This window comes from Rathayibacter sp. AC182, from assembly GCF_979253875.1.
Window position 1 is genome coordinate 1,435,681 of the sequence record NZ_CEEDEK010000005.1, and the last position, 18,795, is coordinate 1,454,475.

The following is an 18,795-nucleotide window of genomic DNA, read 5'->3' on the forward strand; positions in this document are numbered from 1 at the left end:
CCGCCTCGCTGATCGAGCAGCCCGCGCCCCCGGGCTGCTCGACCAGCAGATGCGCGCGACGTCAGCTGTCAGTGGGGTCTTCGGCTGTCAGCCGTCAGACCCTCTCTCAGCGGAGGTTCCGCGCGGACCGTCCGGCATGCTGGTGCCGTGACCCCCTGGAAGGAGCAGCCCGCATGATCCGCCGCGTCCTCCTCCGCCTCGGCGGCGCGGTCGTCGTGCTCTGGGCCGTCGCGACCGCGGTCTTCTTCCTCATCCGCCTCATCCCCGGCGATCCCGCTGAGGCGATCCTCGGCGGTCCGGGCTCGCAGGCCTCGGCCGAGGCGCTCGCCGCGGTCCGCCAGGAGTACGGGCTCGACCAGCCGCTCCTCCTGCAGTACCTGACCCAGCTGGGCCGGCTCGCGCGGGGCGACCTCGGCACGTCCTACTCCCTCCGAGTCCCGGTGGTCGAGCTGCTCGGGCAGCAGCTGCCGGGCACGCTGCTGCTGGCCGTCCTCGCGCTCGCACTGGCGTGGATCCTGGCCCTCGGCACCGCGCTCTGGTCCACCCGCGGCGGCCGTCTCGCCGCGGCCCTCGGCGCGGGTCTCGAGCTGACCGCCGCCGCCCTCCCGCACTTCTGGCTGGCCACGGTGCTCATCGCCGTGTTCGCCACGACCCTCCGCTGGCTGCCGCCGGTGAGCACCGGATCGCCGAACGGCCTCGTCCTGCCCGCGCTCACCCTCGCGATCCCGCTCGCGGGCTTCCTCGGCCAGGTGATGCGCCGCTCGCTCCTCGACGCCCTGGAGTCGCCGTTCGTCCTCGCGGCCCGCGCGCGCGGGGAGAGCGAGCTCGGACTCCGCCTCCGCCACGCCCTGCGCCACGCGGTGCTGCCCGGCATCGCGCTCTCGGGCTGGGCGTTCGGCTACCTCATCGGCGGGGCGGTGGTCGTCGAGACGATCTTCGCGCGGCCCGGGCTCGGGCGCTCGCTGCTGTCGGCGGTCACCGTCCGCGACGTGCCGGTGGTGACCGGGGTCGTCCTCGTCACCGCCCTCGCCTACATCCTCGTGACCGTCGCCACCGACCTCGTGGCGCGCCTCGTCGATCCGCGCCTCGCTCCCGCCCGGGTCGTCCGGGCGCAGTCCGTCGAGGAGGCGGCCGCGTGAGCGGCTCGAGCTGCGCACCTCCGCGGCACCCGTGCGCCGTCGTGGCGCCCGCCTGCGCGCGCCGGCGAGATCGTCTCGCTCGCCTTCGTCGCCCTGCTGCTGCTCGCCGCGGCCGCTCCCGGCCTCCTCGCCCCGTTCGACCCCCTCGCGATCGCGCCCACCGACTCCTTCTCGCCGCCGTCCGCCACGCACCTGCTCGGCACCGACGAGTCCGGTCGCGACGTGCTCAGCCGCGTGATCGCCGGCGCGGGCGCGTCCCTCCTGATCGGCGTCAGCGCGACCGCCATCGGCCTCGCCCTCGGCGCGGTCCTCGGCGTGATCGCCGCGTTCGGCGGCCGGTTCGTCGACGGGCTGATCGGGCGCGTCCTGGAGGTGCTGTTCGCGTTCCCCGCACTGCTCCTGGCGCTCCTGGTGATCGTGGTGACGGGTCCCGGAGTGGTCCCCGCCACGATCGCGGTCGGCCTGTCCACGGCGCCGGGGTACGCCCGCATCCTGCGCACGCAGCTGCTCGGCATCCGCGACTCCGGCTACGTCGAGGCCGCGCGGGTCCTCGGCCACGGCCCCGCGCGCATCCTGCTGCGGCATGTGCTGCCCAACACCTTCGCCCCCTCGCGGTGCTCGCGACGCTCGGCGTGGGGCAGGCGATCGTCTGGGCGTCGGCGCTCAGCTACCTGGGCCTCGGGGCCGAGCCGCCGGCTCCGGAGTGGGGAGCGATGCTCTCGGCGGGCCGCACCTACCTCGCGAGCGCGTGGTGGCTGACGGTGTTCCCGGGACTCGTCATCGTGCTGATCGACGATCGCCACCACCGTGCTCGGCGGTCGGCTGCGGGGTGCGCGATGAGCGCCGTCGTCGTCGACGGCCTGCGCGTCGCGTTCGACGGCGTCGAGGTGGTGCACGGGGTGTCGTTCCGCGTGGAGCCGGGCGAGTGCGTCGCGATCGTGGGGGAGTCGGGCTCGGGCAAGAGCGTCACGGCCAGAGCGCTGCTGGGGCTGAGCGGGGGCGCGGTCTCGGGCAGCGTGCGCGTGGGCGGCACGGAGGTGGTCGGTGCGGGCGAGCCGACGCTGCGGCGGCTCCGCGGGGCCGGTGCCGGGTTCGTACCCCAGGACGCCCTCCTCTCCTCGACCCGCTGCGTCCGATCGGGCGCGAGATCGGCGACGCCTGGCGTCTGCACGGGCGCCTGCCCGCGGCCGAGCGCTCGCGGCGCGCGGCCGAGGCCCTGACGAGCGTCGGCATGCCCGACGCGGCCGAGCGGATGCGCGACCGCTCGGGCGAGCTCTCGGGCGGGCTCCGGCAGCGGGCACTGCTGGCCTCGGCGATCGCGCTGGATCCTCCGCTGCTCGTCGCCGACGAGCCGACGACCGCGCTCGACGTGACCGTGCAGGCCCGCGTGCTCGAGCTGTTCGCCGAGCAGAAGGCGCGCGGACGGGCGTTGCTGCTGGTCTCGCACGACCTCGCGGTCGTCGCCGGGCTCGCCGACCGCATCCTCGTGCTGGCCGACGGCCGCGTGGTCGAGGAGGGTCCCGCCGCGCAGGTGCTGGGTGCTCCGACGAGCCGTGAGGCCCGCACCCTCGTCGCGGCGGTGCCGACCGGGCGGCCGCGCGGCACGCGGCTGTCGTCCTCGAGCGCCGAGGTCGTTCCTCCGCCGCCCCCGGGCGACGTGGTGCTGCGCGCCGAGGGGCTGCGCACGAGCTTCGCGCGCCCGGACGGAGGGACGCGGGTCGCCGTCGACGACATCGGCCTGGAGCTGCGGCGCGGCGAGACCCTGGGGCTGGTGGGCGAGTCCGGATCGGGCAAGAGCACGGTGGCGCGCCTCCTGCTGGCCCTGCGGCGTCCCCAGGAGGGGAGCGTCGAGTTCCTCGGCCGGCCGTGGTCGGCGGCGCGCGAACGCGACCGGCGCCCGCTGCGACCGCGCATCGGGGCCGTCTACCAGGACAGCCTCTCGTCGTTCGACCCGCGCTGGAGCGTCGGCCGTCTGCTGCGCGACGCGGGGGCGGGCGACGTCGACGAGCTGCTGGGCCGCGTGGGCCTGGCTCCCTCGCTCGCCTCGCGGTCGCCTCGGACCCTGTCGGGCGGCCAGCGCCAGCGGGTCTCGATCGCGCGCGCCCTGGCCACGCGGCCCGACGTGCTGATCTGCGACGAACCGGTGTCGGCGCTGGACGTCTCGGTGCAGGCGCAGATCCTCGACCTGCTCGACGATCTGCAGCGGAGGCACGGACTGGCGCTGCTGATCATCTCGCACGATCTCGGTGTGATCGCGCACATGAGCGACCGCATCGCGGTGATGCGCGAGGGGCGGGTGGTGGAGTCGGGGCCGGTCGCTGCGGTGCTCGGGGCGCCGGCGTCGGAGTACACGCGGAGGCTGCTGGCCGACGCGCCGCGGCTCGACCGCCGCTGAGCCGGCGGGCGCGGTCGTCGTCCTCGAGTCGTCGCGGAGCGGGGTGCAGCGCTGCTTCGGGGCCCGTCTCGCGCCCACTCGCGGCCGTGCAGGTTCCTGGGTGGTCGCGAACCGGGGTGCGCGCCGGAGTCGGAGCCCGTTCCGAGTCGACTCGCGTCTGTGAGCGTCGTCGAGTGGTCGCGAACCGGGGTGCGCTTCGGAGTCGGAGCCCGTTCCGAGTCGACTCGCGACCGTGGACCTCGTCGAGTGGACGCGGATCGGGCTGCGCTTCTCGGTCGGAGCCCGTCTCGAGTCGACTCGCGATGCGAGGACCCCCGCGACGTCTCGCGCCCCCGTCAGCCCGCCAGTGCCCGCGTCCGCTGCACCGCCCACACCGTCAGCCCGAAGCCCAGCACCGTCGCGGCCACCAGCATCAGCGCCGTCCAGCCGCCCGCCTGCCACAGCACGCCCGCGAGCGCCGATCCGATCGCGCCGCCCGCGAAGTTCCCCACGATGTACACCGTGTTCAGCCGGCTCCGCGCCCCCGGGTCGATCGAGAGCATGCGCGTCTGCGCGAGCACCTGCACGCCCTGCAGCCCGATCGAGAAGACGGCCACCGCGATCAGCACGACCACGATCGAGCCGGAGCCCACTCCGGCGATCACGAGCCCGAGCAGCGCCACGGCGAGTCCGACGCCCATCGCGGGCAGCGACAGCCCGCGGTCGTACAGGCGCCCGACCCGCTGCGCGGAGACGGCCCCCGCGATGCCGACGAGGCTCACGAGCCCGATCGCGGTGGCGGAGTAGGAGTACGGCTCGGCGCCGAGAAGGAAGGTGAGCCCGGTCCAGAACAGGGTGAACGCGCACATCGCCGAGGCGCCGATCAGGACCGTCACGCGCACCGCGCGGCTGCTCCCGACCGTCCGCAGCACCGACGCGAGCAGGCTCCCGTACCGCACCCGGGCGCGCGGAGGCAGGTGCGGCAGCCGACGGGCCATCACGAGAGCGAGCACCAGGATCAGCCCGGCGGCGATGCCGAACACCGCACGCCAGCCGAGCAGATCGGCCAGGATCCCGCTGATCGCGCGGAGATCAGCAGGCCCAGCAGCAGTCCGGAGGCGACCGCGCCGAGCACCCGCCCGCGCTGCTCGTCGGTGGCCAGGTCGCCGGCCAGCGGAGTGAGCAGCTGGCCGGCCACCGTCGTCACCCCGATCAGCGCGAGGCTCGCGAGCAGCACCGGGAACGCGGGCGCCAGCGCCGTGGCGGCCAGGAACACCGCGGCCAGGGTCATCAGAGCGGGGATCAGGCGCCGCCGGTCGAGCGTGTCGCCGAGCGGGACCAGGAGGAACACCCCGGCGGCGTAGCCGATCTGCGTGACCGTCACGAGCAGCCCCGCGGCACCCGCCGAGACTCGAAGTCCCCGCCGATCACCCCCAGCAGCGGCTGCGCCCAGTACAGGTTGCCGACCGCGGCGCCGCCGGCGATCGCGAAGAGGAGCGTGAGGCCGCGGGTCATGCCGACGGGCAGGTTCTCGGCGGTGCTCATGGAACGGCGGGAGTCGTGACGGCGGGCATGGAGTGATCCCTCGCGGCGCGGGGACGGGGGCGCGCCGATCCAGACAACTCCTCCCCAGGAGGGTTCCGGGAGGTTCTCTCCCGAGGTGTTCTGACAGGGCACCCCGCCGATCCGGGGCGCGACGTAGCGTGAACCCATGCCCCACGATCCCGAGGTGAAGGACTTCCTCGTCTCCCGCCGCGCCCGCCTCTCGCCCGACAGGGTCGGGCTGCCCTCCGGCGGAGTCCGGCGCGTGCCGGGCCTGCGCCGCAGCGAGGTCGCGCAGCTCGCGGGGGTCAGCATCGAGTACTACTCCCGGCTCGAGCGCGGCGACCTGCGCGGGAGCCTCCGAGGGGTGCTCGAGGCGCTCGCCGCTGCGCTGCGTCTCGACGACGCCGAGCGCGCACACCTGTTCGATCTCGCCCGAGCGGCCGGAGGGTCGCCCGTCCGCCGCCGTCCCCGCCGCATCGCCTCCGTGCGCCCCGGCCTGCGCCTCGCGGTCGAGTCGATCAGCAGCGCTCCCGCCTTCGTCCGCAACGGCCGGCTCGACGTCCTCGCCGAGAACGAGCTGTTCCGCGCCCTGTACGCCGACGAGTACGAGCGCCCCGAGCGACCGGTGAACCTCGCTCGCTTCACCTTCCTCCGCCGTGACCTCTCCGAGCGCTTCCACCCCGACTGGGCGACGGCCGCCGACATCAGCGTCGGCATCCTGCGGACCGAGGCCGGCCGCACCCCCGACGACGCCGGTCTCCAGGCGCTCATCGGCGAGCTCTCCACCCGGAGCGATGAGTTCCGCCGCCGCTGGGGCGCCCACGACGTGCGGCATCACGCCAGCGGCGCCAAGTTCTTCCACCATCCGGTCGTCGGCGATCTGCACCTCAGCTACGAGGCGTTCGAGCCGATGGGCGAGCAAGGGCTGAACTTCCTGATCTACTGCGCCGAGCCCGGCTCGCCGAGCGCCGACGCGCTGAGCCTGCTCGCCTCGTGGTGGGCGACGCGGCAGCGGGAGGCGCCGCCCGGCACGATCCGCGATGCGCCCGCCGCGGTGCTCTCTCCGCCCCCGACTCCGAGGAGCCCCGAATGACCTGGAGTCCAGCGACGCTCGCTGCGATCGCCGCCTCCGATGATCTGCACGTGTCGCCCTTCCGCGCCGACGGCACGACCTACGGCACTCCCACCTGGATCTGGTCGGTCGTCGTCGGCGGCGATCTGCTCGCCCGCGCCTGGAACGGGCGGAGTTCGCGCTGGTACCGCGCCGCGATCGAGCAGGGCGCCGGGCGGATCCGCGCCGCCGGCACCGAGCACGAGGTGGCGTTCGAGCAGGCCGACCCAGCGATGCACGAGGCGGTCGACGCCGCCTACCGCGCGAAGTACGCGGGCAGCCCCTACCTCTCGCCCATGCTCGGGCGGGCCCGGTCTCGGCGACCGTGCGACTGCTCCCGCTCTGACCCCGCCACCGCCGAGAGGATCCCCGTGAACATCGAACCCACCGCTCCCACCGTCGAGAACCCGCCCGAGCAGTTCGCCGGCCATGTCTGGCTCGACCTGATCGCGGTCCCGCACGACGCCGATCAGCGCGCCACCCTCGCCCGGGTGCGCTTCGCGCCCGGCGCCCGCACCGCCTGGCACGCGCACGCGCGCGGCCAGTACCTGCACGTGGCCAGCGGAGTCGCCCGCTTCGGCAGCCGAGACGGCACGGTCCTCGAGGTCCACGCGGGGCAGACCCTCTACACGCCGCCCGGCGAGGAGCACTGGCACGCGAGCGCACCCGGCGTCTTCATGGAGCACCTCGCCCTCTTCGAGAGCGCGGACGATCCCGCCGCGAGCACGATCTGGGCCGAGCACGTCACCGATGCCGAGTACGAGGGCCGCTGACCCCTCCTCCGGCGCGCCGCCGCGGCGAGGTCGCACCGAGGTGGTCGGCTTCGTCGGGGGACCACTCCGGGAGGACACCGTGACCGACAGCACCAGCACCGACAGCACCACAGATGAGGTCGGAGCCGCGACCGCCCTCGTCGCCGAGCTCGAGCAGCAGGAGCGCGAGCTCGTGCTCGACTCGTTCGACCACAGCACCGCGTGGGAGCTGGGCTGCCGCATCGCGGAGCTGGCGCGCGAGGCCCGAGCGGCCGTCTCGGTCGACATCCGCCGCCCCGGCCTGATCCTCTTCCGGGCCGCGCTGCCGGGGAGCACGCCCGATCAGGAGTCGTGGATCTCCCGCAAGTCGGCCGTGGTCCTCCGCCTCGAGACGAGCAGTGCTCTGGCCGACGCCCGCTTCGTCGCCGCGGGCGCCGATCCGACCGACCGCGGCTGGCTCGGTCCCGAGTACGCCGTCACCGGCGGCTCGGTCCCGATCCGCGTGCGCGGGGTCGGAGTGGTCGCTGCCGCCACCGTCTCGGGCCTCGCCTCCCTCGACGACCACGCCCTCGTCGTGCAGGCCCTCCGCGAGCTCGTCGCGGCGCAGGGCTGAGCGGCCCTGCCGCCCGCGCGTCCCGCGGTGCGGACGCGTCCCCGCTGATCCAGCATCCCTCGGGGCGCGCACGTCCTTGCTGATCGACCACCTCCGGAGCGGGCGCGCTCTTGTTGATCGAGTAGCCCGCGGAGCGGGCGTATCGAGATCCACCCTCCCGGTGACGGAGGTCTCGGTACGCCGCTGCGCGGCTCCTCGATCAGCAGGGGTGGGCGCTGCGCGGCTCCTCGATCAGCGAGGGGGCGAGCAGTGTCGCCGCGCTACTCCGCCGCCCCGGAGGACGACCTCGGCGATCCGCGGCAGCAGCCGCTGGATCGCCGTCGCCGCCGCCCCGCGCGCCCACTCGATGAGCCCGCCGTCGTCGACCAGGAGCACGGGCGGTGCCGCATCCGGATCCCGCGTCGCCGCGATGGTCGCGTCGACGAGCTCCGACTGCTCCGAGTAGAGCGCCACACCCTCGCCGGCCAGGATCACCGTGTCGACCATCGCCAGGTTCGCGATCGCCGAGATCATCGTGCCGAGCGCGCGGGCGGCGTCCCCGAGGATCCGAGCGGCGCCCGGGTCGCCCGACCGCGCGAGCGAGAGCCCCTCGCCCAGCGTCAGCTCGCGTCCCGTCGCCACCAGGAGCTGCCGCGACAGCGACGGCAGCGTGAGCATCGCGGTGGAGCAGCCCCGATGCCCCGCCTCGCAGACCGGTCCGCCGGAGTCGAGGGGGAAGTGCCCGCCGAGCCCGAGGCCCGCCGCGGGAGGCGCGACCACGCGGTCGTGCACGACCAGTCCGTAGCCCACTCCCGCGCCCATCGTGAGCACGGCGAAGTGCGCCACGCCGCGGCCTTGACCGAACCAGTGCTCCGCCGCGGTCAGCGCGACCACGTCGTTCTCGAGTGCGACGGGCAGGGCGAGCGCCTCGGAGAGCGGCCCGGCGAGATCGACGTCGCGCCAGCCGAGGAACGGCGCACGGCTCACGCGGCCGGCCGCGTCGACGCTGCCGCCGATCGTGACTCCGAGACCCGCGAACGCGGCGGCCCCACCGAGATCCTCGACCACTCCGACGATCGCCTCGACGACCTCGGCGGGCGAGGTGCCCGCGAGATCGCGGACGAGCTCGACCTCGGTCCGGGCGCGCAGGTCGGTGCGGACCGCGAGCACCTGCGTGCCCGTCACCTCGACTCCGACGAAGCGGAGGGAGTCGGGGCGGATGTCGAGCGGGCGGGCCGGGCGGCCCACTCCGGTGCTCTGCTCGGGTCCCTCGACGAAGAGCCCGCCCTCGATGAAGGGGCGCGCCAGCCGGGTGAGGCTGGCGGGGAGAGGCGGAGGCGGCGGCCGAGCTCGCTGCGGGAGATGGGACCGTGGATGAGGACCTCGCGGGCGAGCAGCTCCGCGGAGGTCCCCGCGGTGTCCTCGGGGGCGACGGTGTCGGTGATGGCCATGCTGCCTCTTCTTTCCACTCCGGTAGCAATGTAGCGGTCGTCGACCTGTGGTGGGCTCGGGGAAGCCTCTTGACACCCCCATTAGTTCTGCCGTAGAAAGAACACATGCAGCGAAGCACAGCAGAGACGAGCAGTCCCGCCACCCGTCGGTCCGCGGATCGTGCGGTCCTCCATCTCCGGAACGGAGGGACGAGCGTCGTCCTCGACGCCCGGCACGACACGTTCCCCTCGATCACGCACTGGGGCGCCGACCTCGGTGATCTTTCCGGCGCTGAACTATCCGCCCTCGCCGACGCCGCCGTTCCGCAGCGCGTCTCGGGCGGGCTCGACGCTTTCGCTCCGTTCGGGCTCGTCGCCGTCGAGGCCGACGGCTGGCAGCACGCCCCCACCCTCGAGGGCACCCACGACCGCACGACGGCGAGCGAGCGCTTCGCCGTCGAGAGCGTCGAGGTCCTCGGATCCGCGCTCCGGCTGATCGCGGCCGGCGCCCGCCTCCGCGTCACGATCGACCTCGAGGTCGACTCCGCCGGACTCCTCACCCAGCGCGCCCGCGTCGAGAACCTCGACGAGCGGCCCTTCCGCCTCGACCGCCTCGAGCTCGGCTTCCCCCTCCTGCGACCGCCCGCGAGATCCTCGACACCACCGGGCACCACCTCCGCGAGCGCCACCCGCAGCGCCACGAGCTGACCATCGGCGAGCACGTGCGCTCCAGCCGCCGAGGCCGCCCCGGCGCCGACTCCACCCTCCTGCTCGCCGTCGGCACCCCCGGCTTCGGCTGGGAGCGCGGCCTCGTGCACGGCCTGCACCTCGGCTGGAGCGGCAACACCTCGATCCGCGCCGAGCGCACCCCCGAGGGGGTCTCGCTCCTCGCGGCCTGCGAGCTGCTGCGTCCCGCCGAGATCGAGCTGGCGCAGGGCGAGAGCTACGAGACGCCGATCGCCTCGGGCTCGTGGGGCGACGGACTGTCCCAGCTGCAGGCCCGCTTCCACGCCTCGGTCCGTGCGCGGCCGCAGCACCCGTCGACGCCGCGCCCGGTGACCCTGAACACCTGGGAGGCCGTCTACTTCGACCACGACCTCGAGCGGCTCACCGCCCTCGCCGAGCGGGCGTCGCGCCTGGGAGTCGAGCGGTTCGTGCTCGACGACGGCTGGTTCCTCGGCCGCCGCGACGACACCTCCGGACTCGGAGACTGGAGCGTCGACCGCTCCGTCTGGCCCGACGGCCTCACTCCGATCATCGACGCCGTTACGTCGCGCGGCATGCAGTTCGGGCTCTGGGTCGAGCCCGAGATGATCAGCCCCGACTCGGATCTCGCCCGTGCGCACCCGGAGTGGATCCTCGGCCCCGCCGGACACCTCCCGCTCCCCGGTCGCCAGCAGCAGGTCCTCGACCTCTCGCAGCAGGGCGCCTACGACCACGTCCTCGCGGCCCTCGACGCCCTGCTGGTCGAGTACCCGATCGCGTACCTCAAGTGGGACCACAACCGCGACCTGCTCGAGGCCGTCTCGCCCGCCACCGGTCGCGCGGCCGTGCACGACAACGTGCTCGCCCTCTACCGCCTGCTCGACGAGCTGCGCGCCCGCCACCCCGGGCTCGAGATCGAGGCGTGCGCCTCCGGAGGGGCCCGGGTCGACCTCGGGATCCTCGCGCGCACCGACCGCATCTGGACGAGCGACCGCATCGACCCGCTCGAGCGCGCCACGATCCAGCCGTACACGCAGCTGGTGGTGCCGCCGGAGCTGATGGGCCAGCACGTGGGCGGGCCGCGGTCGCACTCGACGTCGCGCACCCACTCGCTGTCCTTCCGTGCCGGCACCGCGCTCACCGGCCACTTCGGCATCGAGTGGGACATCTCCGACCTCGCCCCGGAGGTCGAGGAGGAGCTCGCCCGCTGGGTCGCGTTCCACCGCGAGCACCGCGCCCTGCTGCACTCGGGCGTCGCGGTGCGGACCGATCTCGCCGACGACTCGGCCTCGCTCTCGGGAGTGGTCGCGGTGGACGGGGCCGAGGCGCTCTTCGTCTACGCCCGCCTCCGCACGAGCGAGAGCTATCCGCCCGGACCCCTGACGTTCCCGGGTCTGGATCCGGAGCGGTCGTACTCGGTGGCCCTCGCACCGGTCAGTGCGCCGCTGGGCGGCCCCGGGCAGTCCGAGCTCGGCTGGACCGGCCGCACGACCGTGCTCAGCGGCCGCGTCCTCGCGACGGTCGGCGTCCAGGCGCCCGTCCTCGATCCGGAGCAGCTCGTGGTGCTCACCCTCACCGCCGTCTGACCGCCGCCCCCACCCCGCTGATCCAGCAGTCCACCCTCCCCTCACCACACCCCTTCCACCGCAGGGAGACGCCGATGTCCCCCGATCAGACCTCGCGAGACGACACCTCTCGCGCAGGACCCTCCTCACCGTGCCCCTGGCCGCCGCCTCCGCGGCCGCCCTCGCCTCCTGCGCCTCGCCGGGCGCTTCGAGCGGAGTCACCACTCTCGACTTCTTCCAGTTCAAGGCCGAGGCGGTCGAGGACTTCGCGCGCATCATCCGCGACTTCGAGGCGGCGAACCCCGACATCCGCGTGATCGCCAACAACGTGCCCGACCCGGACACGGCGATCCGCACCCTCCTCGTCAAGGACAAGGTCCCCGACGTGCTCACCCTGAACGGCAGCGGGTACTACGCGGACCTCGCGAAGGCCGGCGTCTTCCACGACTTCACGGGCGACGAGCTCGTCGACCGGGTGAACCCGGCGGCGCTCGAGATCCTCGCCGACCTCGGGAGCTTCGAGGGCGACGAGATCAACGCCCTGGCGTTCGCGAACAACGCCGACGGCATCCTCTACAACCGCACGATCTTCGCCGAGAACGGCCTCGAGGTGCCGACGACCTGGAGCGAGCTGATCGCGGTCTGCGACGCCCTGGTCGCCGCGGGCGTCACTCCGTTCTACGGCGCCCTGCTCGACAACTGGACCGGCGCCCCCGCCTTCAACGCCATCGGCGGTCAGCTCCAGCCCGAGGGCTTCTTCGAGGCGCTGCGGGAGGAGGGGCGAGCCTCGGCCCCGACTCTCCCGTCTCGTTCTCGAAGGACTACGCGAGCACCATGGAGCGCCTCGGCACCCTCTTCTCGTACACCCAGGAGGGCGCGTTCGGCCGCGGCTACGACGACGGCAACCAGGCATTCGCCGCCGGCGAGGCCGCGATGTACGCGCAGGGCATCTGGGCGATCAACCCGGTCCGCACGAACAACCCCGACATCGACCTCGGCGTCTTCCCCTACCCCGTGCTCGACGACCCCGCCGAGACCCGCGTCACCTCCGGGGTCGACGTCGCGATCGCGATCGGGCGCGGCACCCTAAGCTCGAGGCGGCCCGCCGCTTCGTCGACTACCTGCTCACGCCCGGAGTCGTCGAGCCGTACGTCGCCAGCCAGGCCGCGTACTCGCCGCTCGTGGACGCCGCGCCCAACGCCGATCCGACCCTCGCCGAGCTGCAGCCGTACTTCGCCGAGGGCCGCCTGATCGGCTTCGTCGACCACCAGATCCCCGCGAGCATCCCGCTCAACCCCACCCTCCAGGCGTTCCTCGCCGACGGGGACGCCGATGCGGCGCTCCGGACCCTCGACAGTGAGTGGCGCAAAGTCGCGGCACGCACGACCAGGAAGTGACCCGGCCCATGACCACGACCACCACGGCGCCCGCGCAGACGCTCGCGACGACTCCGCCCCGCTCGCCGCGCAAGCGCACGATCGGCCGCACCTCGAAGACCTTCTACCGGATGACGATCCCCGCCGTCCTCCTCTTCTTCGTGCTGCACACCGTGCCGGTGCTCACCGGCATCTTCTTCAGCTTCACGAACTACGCCGGCTACGGCGCGTGGGACCTGATCGGCTTCTCCAACTACGTCGCCCTCCTCCAGGACGACCGCGTCTGGAAGGCCTACGGCTTCACCTTCGGCTTCGCGATCGTGGCGACGATCCTCGTCAACGTCATCTCGCTGGCCATCGCCATCGCGCTGAACGCGAAGATCAAGTTCCAGACCGCGTTCCGGGGCATCTACTTCATCCCGTACGTGCTCTCGACGCTGGTCATCGGGTACGTGTTCCAGTACCTCTTCGCGAACTCGCTGCCGCAGATCCTCGGAGGCATCCCCGTCATCGGGGAGAACATCCTCGCGAACCCCGACTGGGCCTGGGTCGCGATCGTGGTCCTGGCGGTCTGGCAGGCCTCGGCCTTCTCGATCATCATCTACCTCGCCGGCCTGCAGACGATCCCGGGGGAGCTGTACGAGGCGACCTCGCTCGACGGAGCGTCGACCTGGCGCCAGTTCACGTCGATCACGTTCCCGCTGATCGCCTCGTTCTTCACCATCAACATGGTCATCTCGATGAAGAACTTCCTGCAGGTCTTCGACCACATCGTGGCGCTGACCAACGGCGGACCGGGCACCTCGACGGAGTCGATCACGCTGCTCATCTACCGCGGCGGCTTCCAGGGCGGCGAGTACGCCTACCAGACGGCCAACGCCGTCCTCTACTTCCTCATCATCATCGTGGTCTCGCTGATCCAGTTCCGGGTCCTCAGCCGCAGAGAGGCGTCGTTCTGATGACCGCCACCGTCACTCCCACCACCGCCATCGCCCTCGGCCAGGACGAGGAGCGGCGGACGCGCCGCCCTCCCGCGACACCTACCGGATCAACTGGTGGGCGACCGCGCTGATCGCCGTCTGCTCGCTCACGATCCTCCTGCCGCTCTACTTCGCCGTCGTGACGGCGCTGAAGACGCCGGACCAGCTCGGCGGCACCGGCTTCGAGCTGCCGACCTCGATCTCGTGGGGCAACTTCGCCGAGGCCTGGACCGCGACCCGGTTCCCGCAGGCGTTCGTGAACACGGCGCTGATCACGGTCGGAGCCGTCGTCCTGACGCTCTTCTCGAACTCGATGGTCGCCTACGCCGTCGCTCGGAACCTGGACAAGCCGTTCTTCAAGGGCGTCTACTTCTACCTGCTCGCCGCGGTCTTCGTGCCGTTCCCGATCATCATGCTGCCGGTCGTGAAGGAGACGGCTCTGCTGGGCCTGGACAACCAGGTCGGCCTGATCCTGCTCTACGCGGTCTTCGGCCTGTCGATCAACACGTTCATCTACACCGCCTTCATCCGCTCGATCCCGATCGAGCTCGAGGAGGCGGCGCGCACCGACGGCGCGTCCACCTGGCGCACCTACTGGCAGGTGATCTTCCCGCTGCTCGGACCGATGAACGCGACGGTCGGCATCCTGACCTGCGTCTGGGCGTGGAACGACTTCATCCTGCCGCTCGTCGTGCTCTCGGACCCCGCCGCCCGCACGCTCCCGCTCGCCGAGTACGTGTTCCAGGGGCAGTTCAACACGAACTACACCGTCGCCTTCGCGTCCTACCTCATGGCGATGGCGCCGCTGCTGATCGTCTACCTGTTCGCTCAGCGCTGGGTGGTCAGCGGAGTGATGCGCGGCTCGATCAAGTAGCGCACAGGCTGGGCCGTCCGACCGGGCGGCCCCGCCTGTTCCTGCTGGTCGAGCAGCCCCGGCCGCAGGGGCGTATCGAGACCCGCCACCCCAGGTGCTCCTGGTCCTTCCGCCCCCTCTTGCTGGTCGAGTAGCCCCGCAGGGGCGTATCGCGCCTTCCTGCTGGTCGAATGGCCCCGCAGGGGCGTATCGGGACCTGAGGACTCCCGACGCCGCACGCCCGCGTCCCCGACGGAGCCGACGCCGACGCCGCCGCACCCACCTCCACCGACCCCGATCTCCCCCGATCCGCAGAACATGAGCGAATGTCAGTGGTTTCCGCCGTACTGCTCGCATGACATCACCTTCCCCCTCGCCCACCGAGGAGGTCGCGCCCGACACGGTCCGCGCCCTCTCCGATCTCGCCGCACGCCTCGCCCGCTCCACGGCCCCGATCCTCCTCGCGAGGGCCGCGGCGCTGCACGCCGCCCACCGCGCGGCGCTCGCGGTGCCGGAGTCGTTCGCGCGCGGGGGAGGCCTCTCCCGCAGCGAGGCGGGCGACCTCGTGGAGCGGTCGCTCCGCGCCGAGATGGCGGTCGCCCTCGGCGTCTCCGAGCGGGCCGCGACCCGAATGCTCGAGCACGCGCAGCTGCTCGTCGAGCATCTCCCGTGCACCCGCGCCGCGCTGGCAGAGGCCCGCATCCTCTGGGAGTCGGGCGAGGTGATCTGCGCGACGGCGAGCACCCTGCCCGCCGAGTCCCGAGCGGTGTTCGACGAGCGGGCGGCCGAGGCGGCCTCGTCGTCGACTCCGACGCAGCTGAGGCGCATCACGGCCCGACTGCGGGACGAGCTGCACGAGCAGCCGCTCGCCCAGCGCCACTCCCGCGCGCGCGAGGATCGCGCCGTCTGGGTCAGCCCCGAGATCGACGGCATGGCCACCCTCTGCGCTCTGCTCCCGGCGACCGCCGCACTCGGCGCGTACCACCGCCTCGACCGCATCGCCCGCTCCCTCCGCGACGGCGCCGCCGAGGGAGGGCCCCGGCTCCGGCGACGGGCGGACGCTCGCGCAGCTCCGCGCCGACGCCTGCGCCGATCTGCTGTGCGACGGTGAGATCACCGGCACCGCGCCCCGGTCAGAACCCCGCTCGGCGCCCGCCGGGGATGGCGACGGCATCGACCGCGCTGTCAGGATCGGCGGCGACGCTCGCGCTCCGACGTTCGTGCCCGGGTTGCGTGCGGAGGTCCGACTGACGCTCGCCGCGAGCACCGCTGCCGGGCGCGACGACGCCTCGGCGGTGCTCGACGGCTACGGCCTCGTGCCCGCCGGGCTCGCCCGTGAGCTGATCGTCGAGGGAGCCTCCCTGACGCGCGTCCTGACCGATCCGGAGACGGGAGGGGTCGTCTCGGTCGGTCGCACCCACCGCGTGCCTCCGCCTCGGATGAGGCTGGCGCTCCAGCTGCGGGATCGGACCTGCCGGTTCCCCGGGTGCACCCGCTCCGCCATGACCGCCGAGGCCGACCACACGATCGAGTGGCGCCACGGAGGCGAGACCGCACTCGACAACCTGGCGTCGCTCTGCACGAGCCATCACCACGTCCGACACGGCGACCGCTGGACCTACGTTCTGCATCCCGACGGCACCGCCGACTGGACCACTCCCACCGGCCGTCGGGTCAGTACGCGCGCGCCGGCGCTCGTCGCACCACGTCGGACGGTCGGAAGCGAGAGGGGTCCCCGCTTCGACGACCCGCCCCCGTTCTGACGGACCCCCCACCGGGAGGGGGCTCGGACCGCGTTCTCAGCGCCCCGAGGGAATGCTCGGGCTCAGGCGGCCCGCGCGATCATCACCGCGTGGCCGGCCTCGCCGAGGGCGGTGCGCACCTGCGTGCCCAGGTGCGCGGCGAACGCCGGGTTCAGGGCGCCGGGCGTCTCGAGAGCGCCGAGGAGGTCGCGCAGGATGGTCAGGGTCTCGGTGGCAGCGTTCTCGGGCATGGCTGCATCTCTTTTCGGGTAGGAGGATCCGGCCGATTCCAGGGTGGACGGATCGAGGAGGGGGCGAGTGCGCGAGATCATCCCACCGGTTTCGGGCCGGTCGTCTCGCTTCAGCAGGCGCTTCGGATGCGCTGAGGGAGCGGGAGCAGACGAGGGGGAGGACGTCGAGTCGTGCGATCTAGCTTGATCATCAGCGAACCTACTCCGCCGCGACCGCTTCGGCGAAGTGCTCGGCGAGTCGTCCTCCCAGCGCTCCAGCCCCGCCCGTCGGATCACCGATTGATCACCTCCGGATCACGGTCGGATCAGCACCTTCAGCGCCTCGCGCGAGTCCATCAGCCGGTACGCCTCGGCGATGTCCGACAGCGGCAGTTCCTCGATCGAACACCAGACCGGGCTCGATCGAGCCGTCGAGCACCTGGGGAGCGCGGCCTCGAGGTAGGCGCGCACCGTCGCCGGCCCTCCCGTGAGCGTCGCGTTCTTGCCGAAGAGCGAGGCGAAGCCGACCGGGGCGTCCTCGTACTGCGGCACTCCGACCCTCGAGATCGTGCCGCCGGGGCGGACCACGCCGTACGCCTGCTCGTAGGCGGGCAGGTGTCCGACGGCCTCGAGGACCACGTGCGAGCCCTCGCCGCCCGTGATCGCCAGCACCTCCGCCACGCCCTCCTCACCGCGCGCGGCCACGACGTGCGTCGCTCCGAACGTGCGGCCGAGATCGGTGCGGGCGGTGTGACGGCCCATCAGGATGATCGTCTCGGCGCCGAGGCGCTGCGATGCGAGGACGGCCGAGAGCCCGACGGCGCCGTCTCCGATGACCGTCACCGTCAGCCCCGGGCGGACCCCGCCGCGCACGGCGGCGTGGTGACCGGTGAGGTAGACGTCCGAGAGGGCCAGGAGCGAGGGCATGAGCGCCTCGTCGGTGCCCTCGGGGATCACCACGGCGGTCGCGTCGGCGAAGGGCACCCGCAGCTTCTCGGCCTGGGTCGCGGAGGCCGCGCCGTCGAAGAACCCTCCGTGCACGCACGAGGTGGTGATGCCGTCGCGGCAGAACGCGCAGGTGCCGTCGGACCAGGCGAAGGGCACGACGACCGTGTCGCCGACCTGCAGCACGGCGACGTCGGAGCCGATCTGCTCGACGACGCCGATGGCCTCGTGGCCCATGCGCCGTCCCTCGGGAGTGCTCTCGAGGTCGTGGTACGGGTGCAGATCGGAGCCGCAGACGCAGGCGTGCGTGACCCGGAGGATCGCGTCGGTCGGCTCCTGGATCTCGGGGTCGGGGACCTCGACGACGCGGACGTCGCCGGATCCGTACATCAGGGTGGCGCGCATGGTTCTCCTTCACTCGGCGGTCCTCCGGAGCGCTCCCGTGCTCGGCGCGGGTCCCGGAGGAGGACGGCCTCAGTCAACGGCGCGTCCCGTCGCCCGAGCCAGGGCTCCACCGAGACGGGTTCCAGCAGACCCTCCCACCCCTGCGGCTCGCCCCCGTAGCGTTCCCGGCATGGACAACCGAGCCGAGATCCGCGAGTTCCTCGCCTCCCGCCGCGGGCGCCTCAGCCCAGAGGAGGCCGGCGTGGATCCGATCGGCGGGCGGCGGCGCGTCCCCGGACTGCGCCGCGAGGAGGTCGCGCGCCTGGCCGGCGTGAGCGTCGACTACTACACCCGCCCGAGCGCGGGAACCTCGAGGGCGTCTCCGACAGCGTCCTCGACGCGATCTCCCGCGCGCTCGTCCTCGACCGCGCCGAGCGCGATCACCTCCACGACCTCGCCCGCGCCGCCGCTCCGGCCTCCCGTCGCGTCCGCGCCGTCCCCGTCGCCGCGACCGTCCGCCCCGAGCTGCAGTACCTGCTCGACGCCGTCACCGGCGCTCCCGCGTTCATCACGAACAACCGGATGGACATGCTGGCCGCCAACCCGCTCGGCTACGCCCTCTACTCCGAGATGTACCGCGGACCGCAGCGACCCGCGAACCACTCGCGCTTCATCTTCCTCGATCCCCGCGCCCACGACTTCTACCCCGACTGGGAGCGCGCGGCGCACGTGAACGTCGCGATCCTCCGTCGCGACGCCGGACGCAGCCCGCACGACAAGCAGCTCGCCGAGCTCGTCGGCGAGCTCTCGATGCGGAGCGAGGAGTTCCGCGCCCTCTGGGCCGCGCACGACGTCCGCCGCCACTACGCCGGCCGCAAGCAGTTCCGGCATCCCGTCGTCGGGCTCCTCGAGCTCACCTTCCAGGCCGTCGAGCTCGTCGAGGACCCCGGCCACTCGCTCACGGTCTACCCCGCCGTCCCCGGCAGCCCGTCCGACGAGGGCCTGCGACTGCTGGCCAGCTGGGCCGCGACGGACGGCGTCGTCGAGCGCGCCCGCGCGACCGCCTCCTGAC

General features: G+C 73.1%; 21 protein-coding genes and 3 pseudogenes. 17 read left to right on the forward strand and 7 right to left on the reverse strand.

What is annotated here, in order from left to right; all coding sequences use genetic code 11:
• The first annotated feature begins 173 nt into the window (after positions 1 to 173).
• From AC0CII_RS18885 to AC0CII_RS18900, 4 genes are all read left to right on the forward strand, one after another.
• Positions 174 to 1,139, forward strand: coding sequence for an ABC transporter permease (locus AC0CII_RS18885; RefSeq protein ID WP_465230302.1), 966 nt, complete (start codon positions 174 to 176; stop codon positions 1,137 to 1,139).
• A gap of 222 nt (positions 1,140 to 1,361) precedes the next feature.
• A complete protein-coding gene (locus tag AC0CII_RS18890) occupies positions 1,362 to 1,898 on the forward strand; it encodes an ABC transporter permease (protein ID WP_465230303.1) in 537 nt (178 codons plus the stop codon).
• Positions 1,899 to 1,975: 77 nt separating this feature from the next.
• Positions 1,976 to 2,359: an ATP-binding cassette domain-containing protein gene (locus tag AC0CII_RS18895; protein WP_465231012.1), complete on the forward strand. Its 384-nt coding sequence runs from the start codon at positions 1,976 to 1,978 to the stop codon at positions 2,357 to 2,359.
• An 11-nt stretch (positions 2,360 to 2,370) separates the two neighbouring features.
• Entirely contained in the window at positions 2,371 to 3,534 is a 1,164-nt protein-coding gene (locus AC0CII_RS18900) for an ABC transporter ATP-binding protein (protein WP_465230304.1), read from the forward strand.
• A gap of 335 nt (positions 3,535 to 3,869) precedes the next feature.
• Here AC0CII_RS18900 and AC0CII_RS18905 read toward each other — a convergent pair whose 3' ends face one another.
• Genes AC0CII_RS18905 through AC0CII_RS18915 form a run of 3 tightly spaced genes read right to left on the reverse strand, consistent with a single transcriptional unit; the run spans position 3,870 to position 5,058 of the window.
• Entirely contained in the window at positions 3,870 to 4,556 is a 687-nt protein-coding gene (locus AC0CII_RS18905) for an MFS transporter (protein ID WP_465230305.1), read from the reverse strand.
• Entirely contained in the window at positions 4,532 to 4,897 is a 366-nt protein-coding gene (locus AC0CII_RS18910; protein WP_465230306.1) for an MFS transporter, read from the reverse strand. The genes AC0CII_RS18905 and AC0CII_RS18910 overlap by 25 nt, the downstream gene beginning before the upstream one ends.
• Positions 4,894 to 5,058, reverse strand: a complete 165-nt coding sequence (locus AC0CII_RS18915) for a hypothetical protein (RefSeq protein ID WP_465226796.1) — start codon at positions 5,056 to 5,058, stop codon at positions 4,894 to 4,896. The genes AC0CII_RS18910 and AC0CII_RS18915 overlap by 4 nt, the downstream gene beginning before the upstream one ends.
• Positions 5,059 to 5,224: 166 nt before the next feature.
• Between AC0CII_RS18915 and AC0CII_RS18920 the strand changes: the two genes are divergently transcribed.
• The 4 genes and pseudogenes from AC0CII_RS18920 to AC0CII_RS18935 all read left to right on the forward strand — a co-directional run bounded on the left by AC0CII_RS18920 (position 5,225) and on the right by AC0CII_RS18935 (position 7,534).
• Positions 5,225 to 6,151 carry a helix-turn-helix domain-containing protein gene (locus AC0CII_RS18920; RefSeq protein ID WP_465230307.1) on the forward strand — a complete coding sequence of 309 codons (927 nt, stop codon included), beginning with the start codon at positions 5,225 to 5,227 and terminating at the stop codon, positions 6,149 to 6,151.
• Positions 6,148 to 6,417: pseudogene (locus AC0CII_RS18925) on the forward strand (DUF2255 family protein); the annotation flags it as partial. The gene AC0CII_RS18920 and the pseudogene AC0CII_RS18925, both read left to right, overlap by 4 nt.
• Before the next feature lie 123 nt (positions 6,418 to 6,540).
• Entirely contained in the window at positions 6,541 to 6,942 is a 402-nt protein-coding gene (locus AC0CII_RS18930) for a cupin domain-containing protein (protein WP_465226794.1), read from the forward strand.
• 79 nt (positions 6,943 to 7,021) lie between these two features.
• Positions 7,022 to 7,534, forward strand: a complete 513-nt coding sequence (locus AC0CII_RS18935; protein ID WP_465226793.1) for a heme-degrading domain-containing protein — start codon at positions 7,022 to 7,024, stop codon at positions 7,532 to 7,534.
• Between the two features lie 231 nt (positions 7,535 to 7,765).
• On the opposite strand, the gene AC0CII_RS18940 is transcribed toward AC0CII_RS18935, so the two are convergent.
• Together AC0CII_RS18940 and AC0CII_RS18945 are read right to left on the reverse strand one after the other, a co-directional pair.
• Positions 7,766 to 8,761 carry an ROK family protein gene (locus AC0CII_RS18940; RefSeq protein ID WP_465230308.1) on the reverse strand — a complete coding sequence of 332 codons (996 nt, stop codon included), beginning with the start codon at positions 8,759 to 8,761 and terminating at the stop codon, positions 7,766 to 7,768.
• Entirely contained in the window at positions 8,695 to 8,964 is a 270-nt protein-coding gene (locus AC0CII_RS18945; protein WP_465230309.1) for a hypothetical protein, read from the reverse strand. Before AC0CII_RS18945 ends, AC0CII_RS18940 begins: the two co-directional genes overlap by 67 nt.
• Before the next feature lie 105 nt (positions 8,965 to 9,069).
• Here AC0CII_RS18945 and AC0CII_RS18950 point away from each other — a divergent pair.
• The 8 genes and pseudogenes from AC0CII_RS18950 to AC0CII_RS18985 form a co-directional block, all read left to right on the forward strand.
• A pseudogene (locus AC0CII_RS18950) lies at positions 9,070 to 10,841 on the forward strand (alpha-galactosidase); the annotation flags it as partial.
• Between the two features lie 117 nt (positions 10,842 to 10,958).
• Positions 10,959 to 11,234 (forward strand): GH36 C-terminal domain-containing protein, encoded by a 276-nt coding sequence (locus tag AC0CII_RS18955; protein WP_465231013.1) that lies wholly within the window; start codon positions 10,959 to 10,961, stop codon positions 11,232 to 11,234.
• A 130-nt stretch (positions 11,235 to 11,364) separates the two neighbouring features.
• Positions 11,365 to 12,303, forward strand: coding sequence for an ABC transporter substrate-binding protein (locus AC0CII_RS18960; protein ID WP_465230310.1), 939 nt, complete (start codon positions 11,365 to 11,367; stop codon positions 12,301 to 12,303).
• 91 nt (positions 12,304 to 12,394) lie between these two features.
• The gene (locus AC0CII_RS18965) at positions 12,395 to 12,610 is read left to right on the forward strand and encodes a hypothetical protein (protein ID WP_465230311.1); all 216 of its coding nucleotides are present in this window, start codon (positions 12,395 to 12,397) and stop codon (positions 12,608 to 12,610) included.
• 8 nt (positions 12,611 to 12,618) lie between these two features.
• The gene (locus tag AC0CII_RS18970) at positions 12,619 to 13,548 is read left to right on the forward strand and encodes a carbohydrate ABC transporter permease (protein WP_465230312.1); all 930 of its coding nucleotides are present in this window, start codon (positions 12,619 to 12,621) and stop codon (positions 13,546 to 13,548) included.
• A 160-nt stretch (positions 13,549 to 13,708) separates the two neighbouring features.
• Positions 13,709 to 14,443: a carbohydrate ABC transporter permease gene (locus AC0CII_RS18975; RefSeq protein WP_465230313.1), complete on the forward strand. Its 735-nt coding sequence runs from the start codon at positions 13,709 to 13,711 to the stop codon at positions 14,441 to 14,443.
• 334 nt (positions 14,444 to 14,777) lie between these two features.
• Positions 14,778 to 15,533, forward strand: a complete 756-nt coding sequence (locus AC0CII_RS18980; protein WP_465230314.1) for a DUF222 domain-containing protein — start codon at positions 14,778 to 14,780, stop codon at positions 15,531 to 15,533.
• Position 15,534: 1 nt separating this feature from the next.
• Entirely contained in the window at positions 15,535 to 16,185 is a 651-nt protein-coding gene (locus AC0CII_RS18985; RefSeq protein ID WP_465231014.1) for an HNH endonuclease signature motif containing protein, read from the forward strand.
• A 62-nt stretch (positions 16,186 to 16,247) separates the two neighbouring features.
• Here the strand turns inward: AC0CII_RS18985 and AC0CII_RS18990 are convergent, their stop codons facing one another.
• Both AC0CII_RS18990 and AC0CII_RS18995 read right to left on the reverse strand, forming a co-directional pair.
• Positions 16,248 to 16,415, reverse strand: coding sequence for a hypothetical protein (locus tag AC0CII_RS18990; protein WP_465230315.1), 168 nt, complete (start codon positions 16,413 to 16,415; stop codon positions 16,248 to 16,250).
• Between the two features lie 294 nt (positions 16,416 to 16,709).
• Positions 16,710 to 17,744, reverse strand: a complete 1,035-nt coding sequence (locus AC0CII_RS18995) for a zinc-binding dehydrogenase (protein WP_465230316.1) — start codon at positions 17,742 to 17,744, stop codon at positions 16,710 to 16,712.
• 169 nt (positions 17,745 to 17,913) lie between these two features.
• Between AC0CII_RS18995 and AC0CII_RS19000 the strand changes: the two are divergent.
• Positions 17,914 to 18,794 (forward strand): annotated as a pseudogene (locus tag AC0CII_RS19000) (helix-turn-helix transcriptional regulator).
• Position 18,795 lies beyond the last annotated feature (1 nt).

Bases quoted from the DNA above. Each gene is read 5' to 3' on its own strand.
- AC0CII_RS18885 (WP_465230302.1), top strand. From the start codon at position 174: ATGATCCGCCGCGTCCTCCTCCGCCTCGGCGGCGCGGTCGTCGTGCTC.
- AC0CII_RS18895 (WP_465231012.1), top strand. From the start codon at position 1,976: ATGAGCGCCGTCGTCGTCGACGGCCTGCGCGTCGCGTTCGACGGCGTC.
- AC0CII_RS18900 (WP_465230304.1), top strand. From the start codon at position 2,371: ATGCCCGACGCGGCCGAGCGGATGCGCGACCGCTCGGGCGAGCTCTCG.
- AC0CII_RS18915 (WP_465226796.1), bottom strand. From the start codon at position 5,058: ATGAGCACCGCCGAGAACCTGCCCGTCGGCATGACCCGCGGCCTCACG.
- AC0CII_RS18920 (WP_465230307.1), top strand. From the start codon at position 5,225: ATGCCCCACGATCCCGAGGTGAAGGACTTCCTCGTCTCCCGCCGCGCC.
- AC0CII_RS18945 (WP_465230309.1), bottom strand. From the start codon at position 8,964: ATGGCCATCACCGACACCGTCGCCCCCGAGGACACCGCGGGGACCTCC.
- AC0CII_RS18970 (WP_465230312.1), top strand. From the start codon at position 12,619: ATGACCACGACCACCACGGCGCCCGCGCAGACGCTCGCGACGACTCCG.
- AC0CII_RS18980 (WP_465230314.1), top strand. From the start codon at position 14,778: ATGACATCACCTTCCCCCTCGCCCACCGAGGAGGTCGCGCCCGACACG.
- AC0CII_RS18990 (WP_465230315.1), bottom strand. From the start codon at position 16,415: ATGCCCGAGAACGCTGCCACCGAGACCCTGACCATCCTGCGCGACCTC.
- AC0CII_RS18995 (WP_465230316.1), bottom strand. From the start codon at position 17,744: ATGCGCGCCACCCTGATGTACGGATCCGGCGACGTCCGCGTCGTCGAG.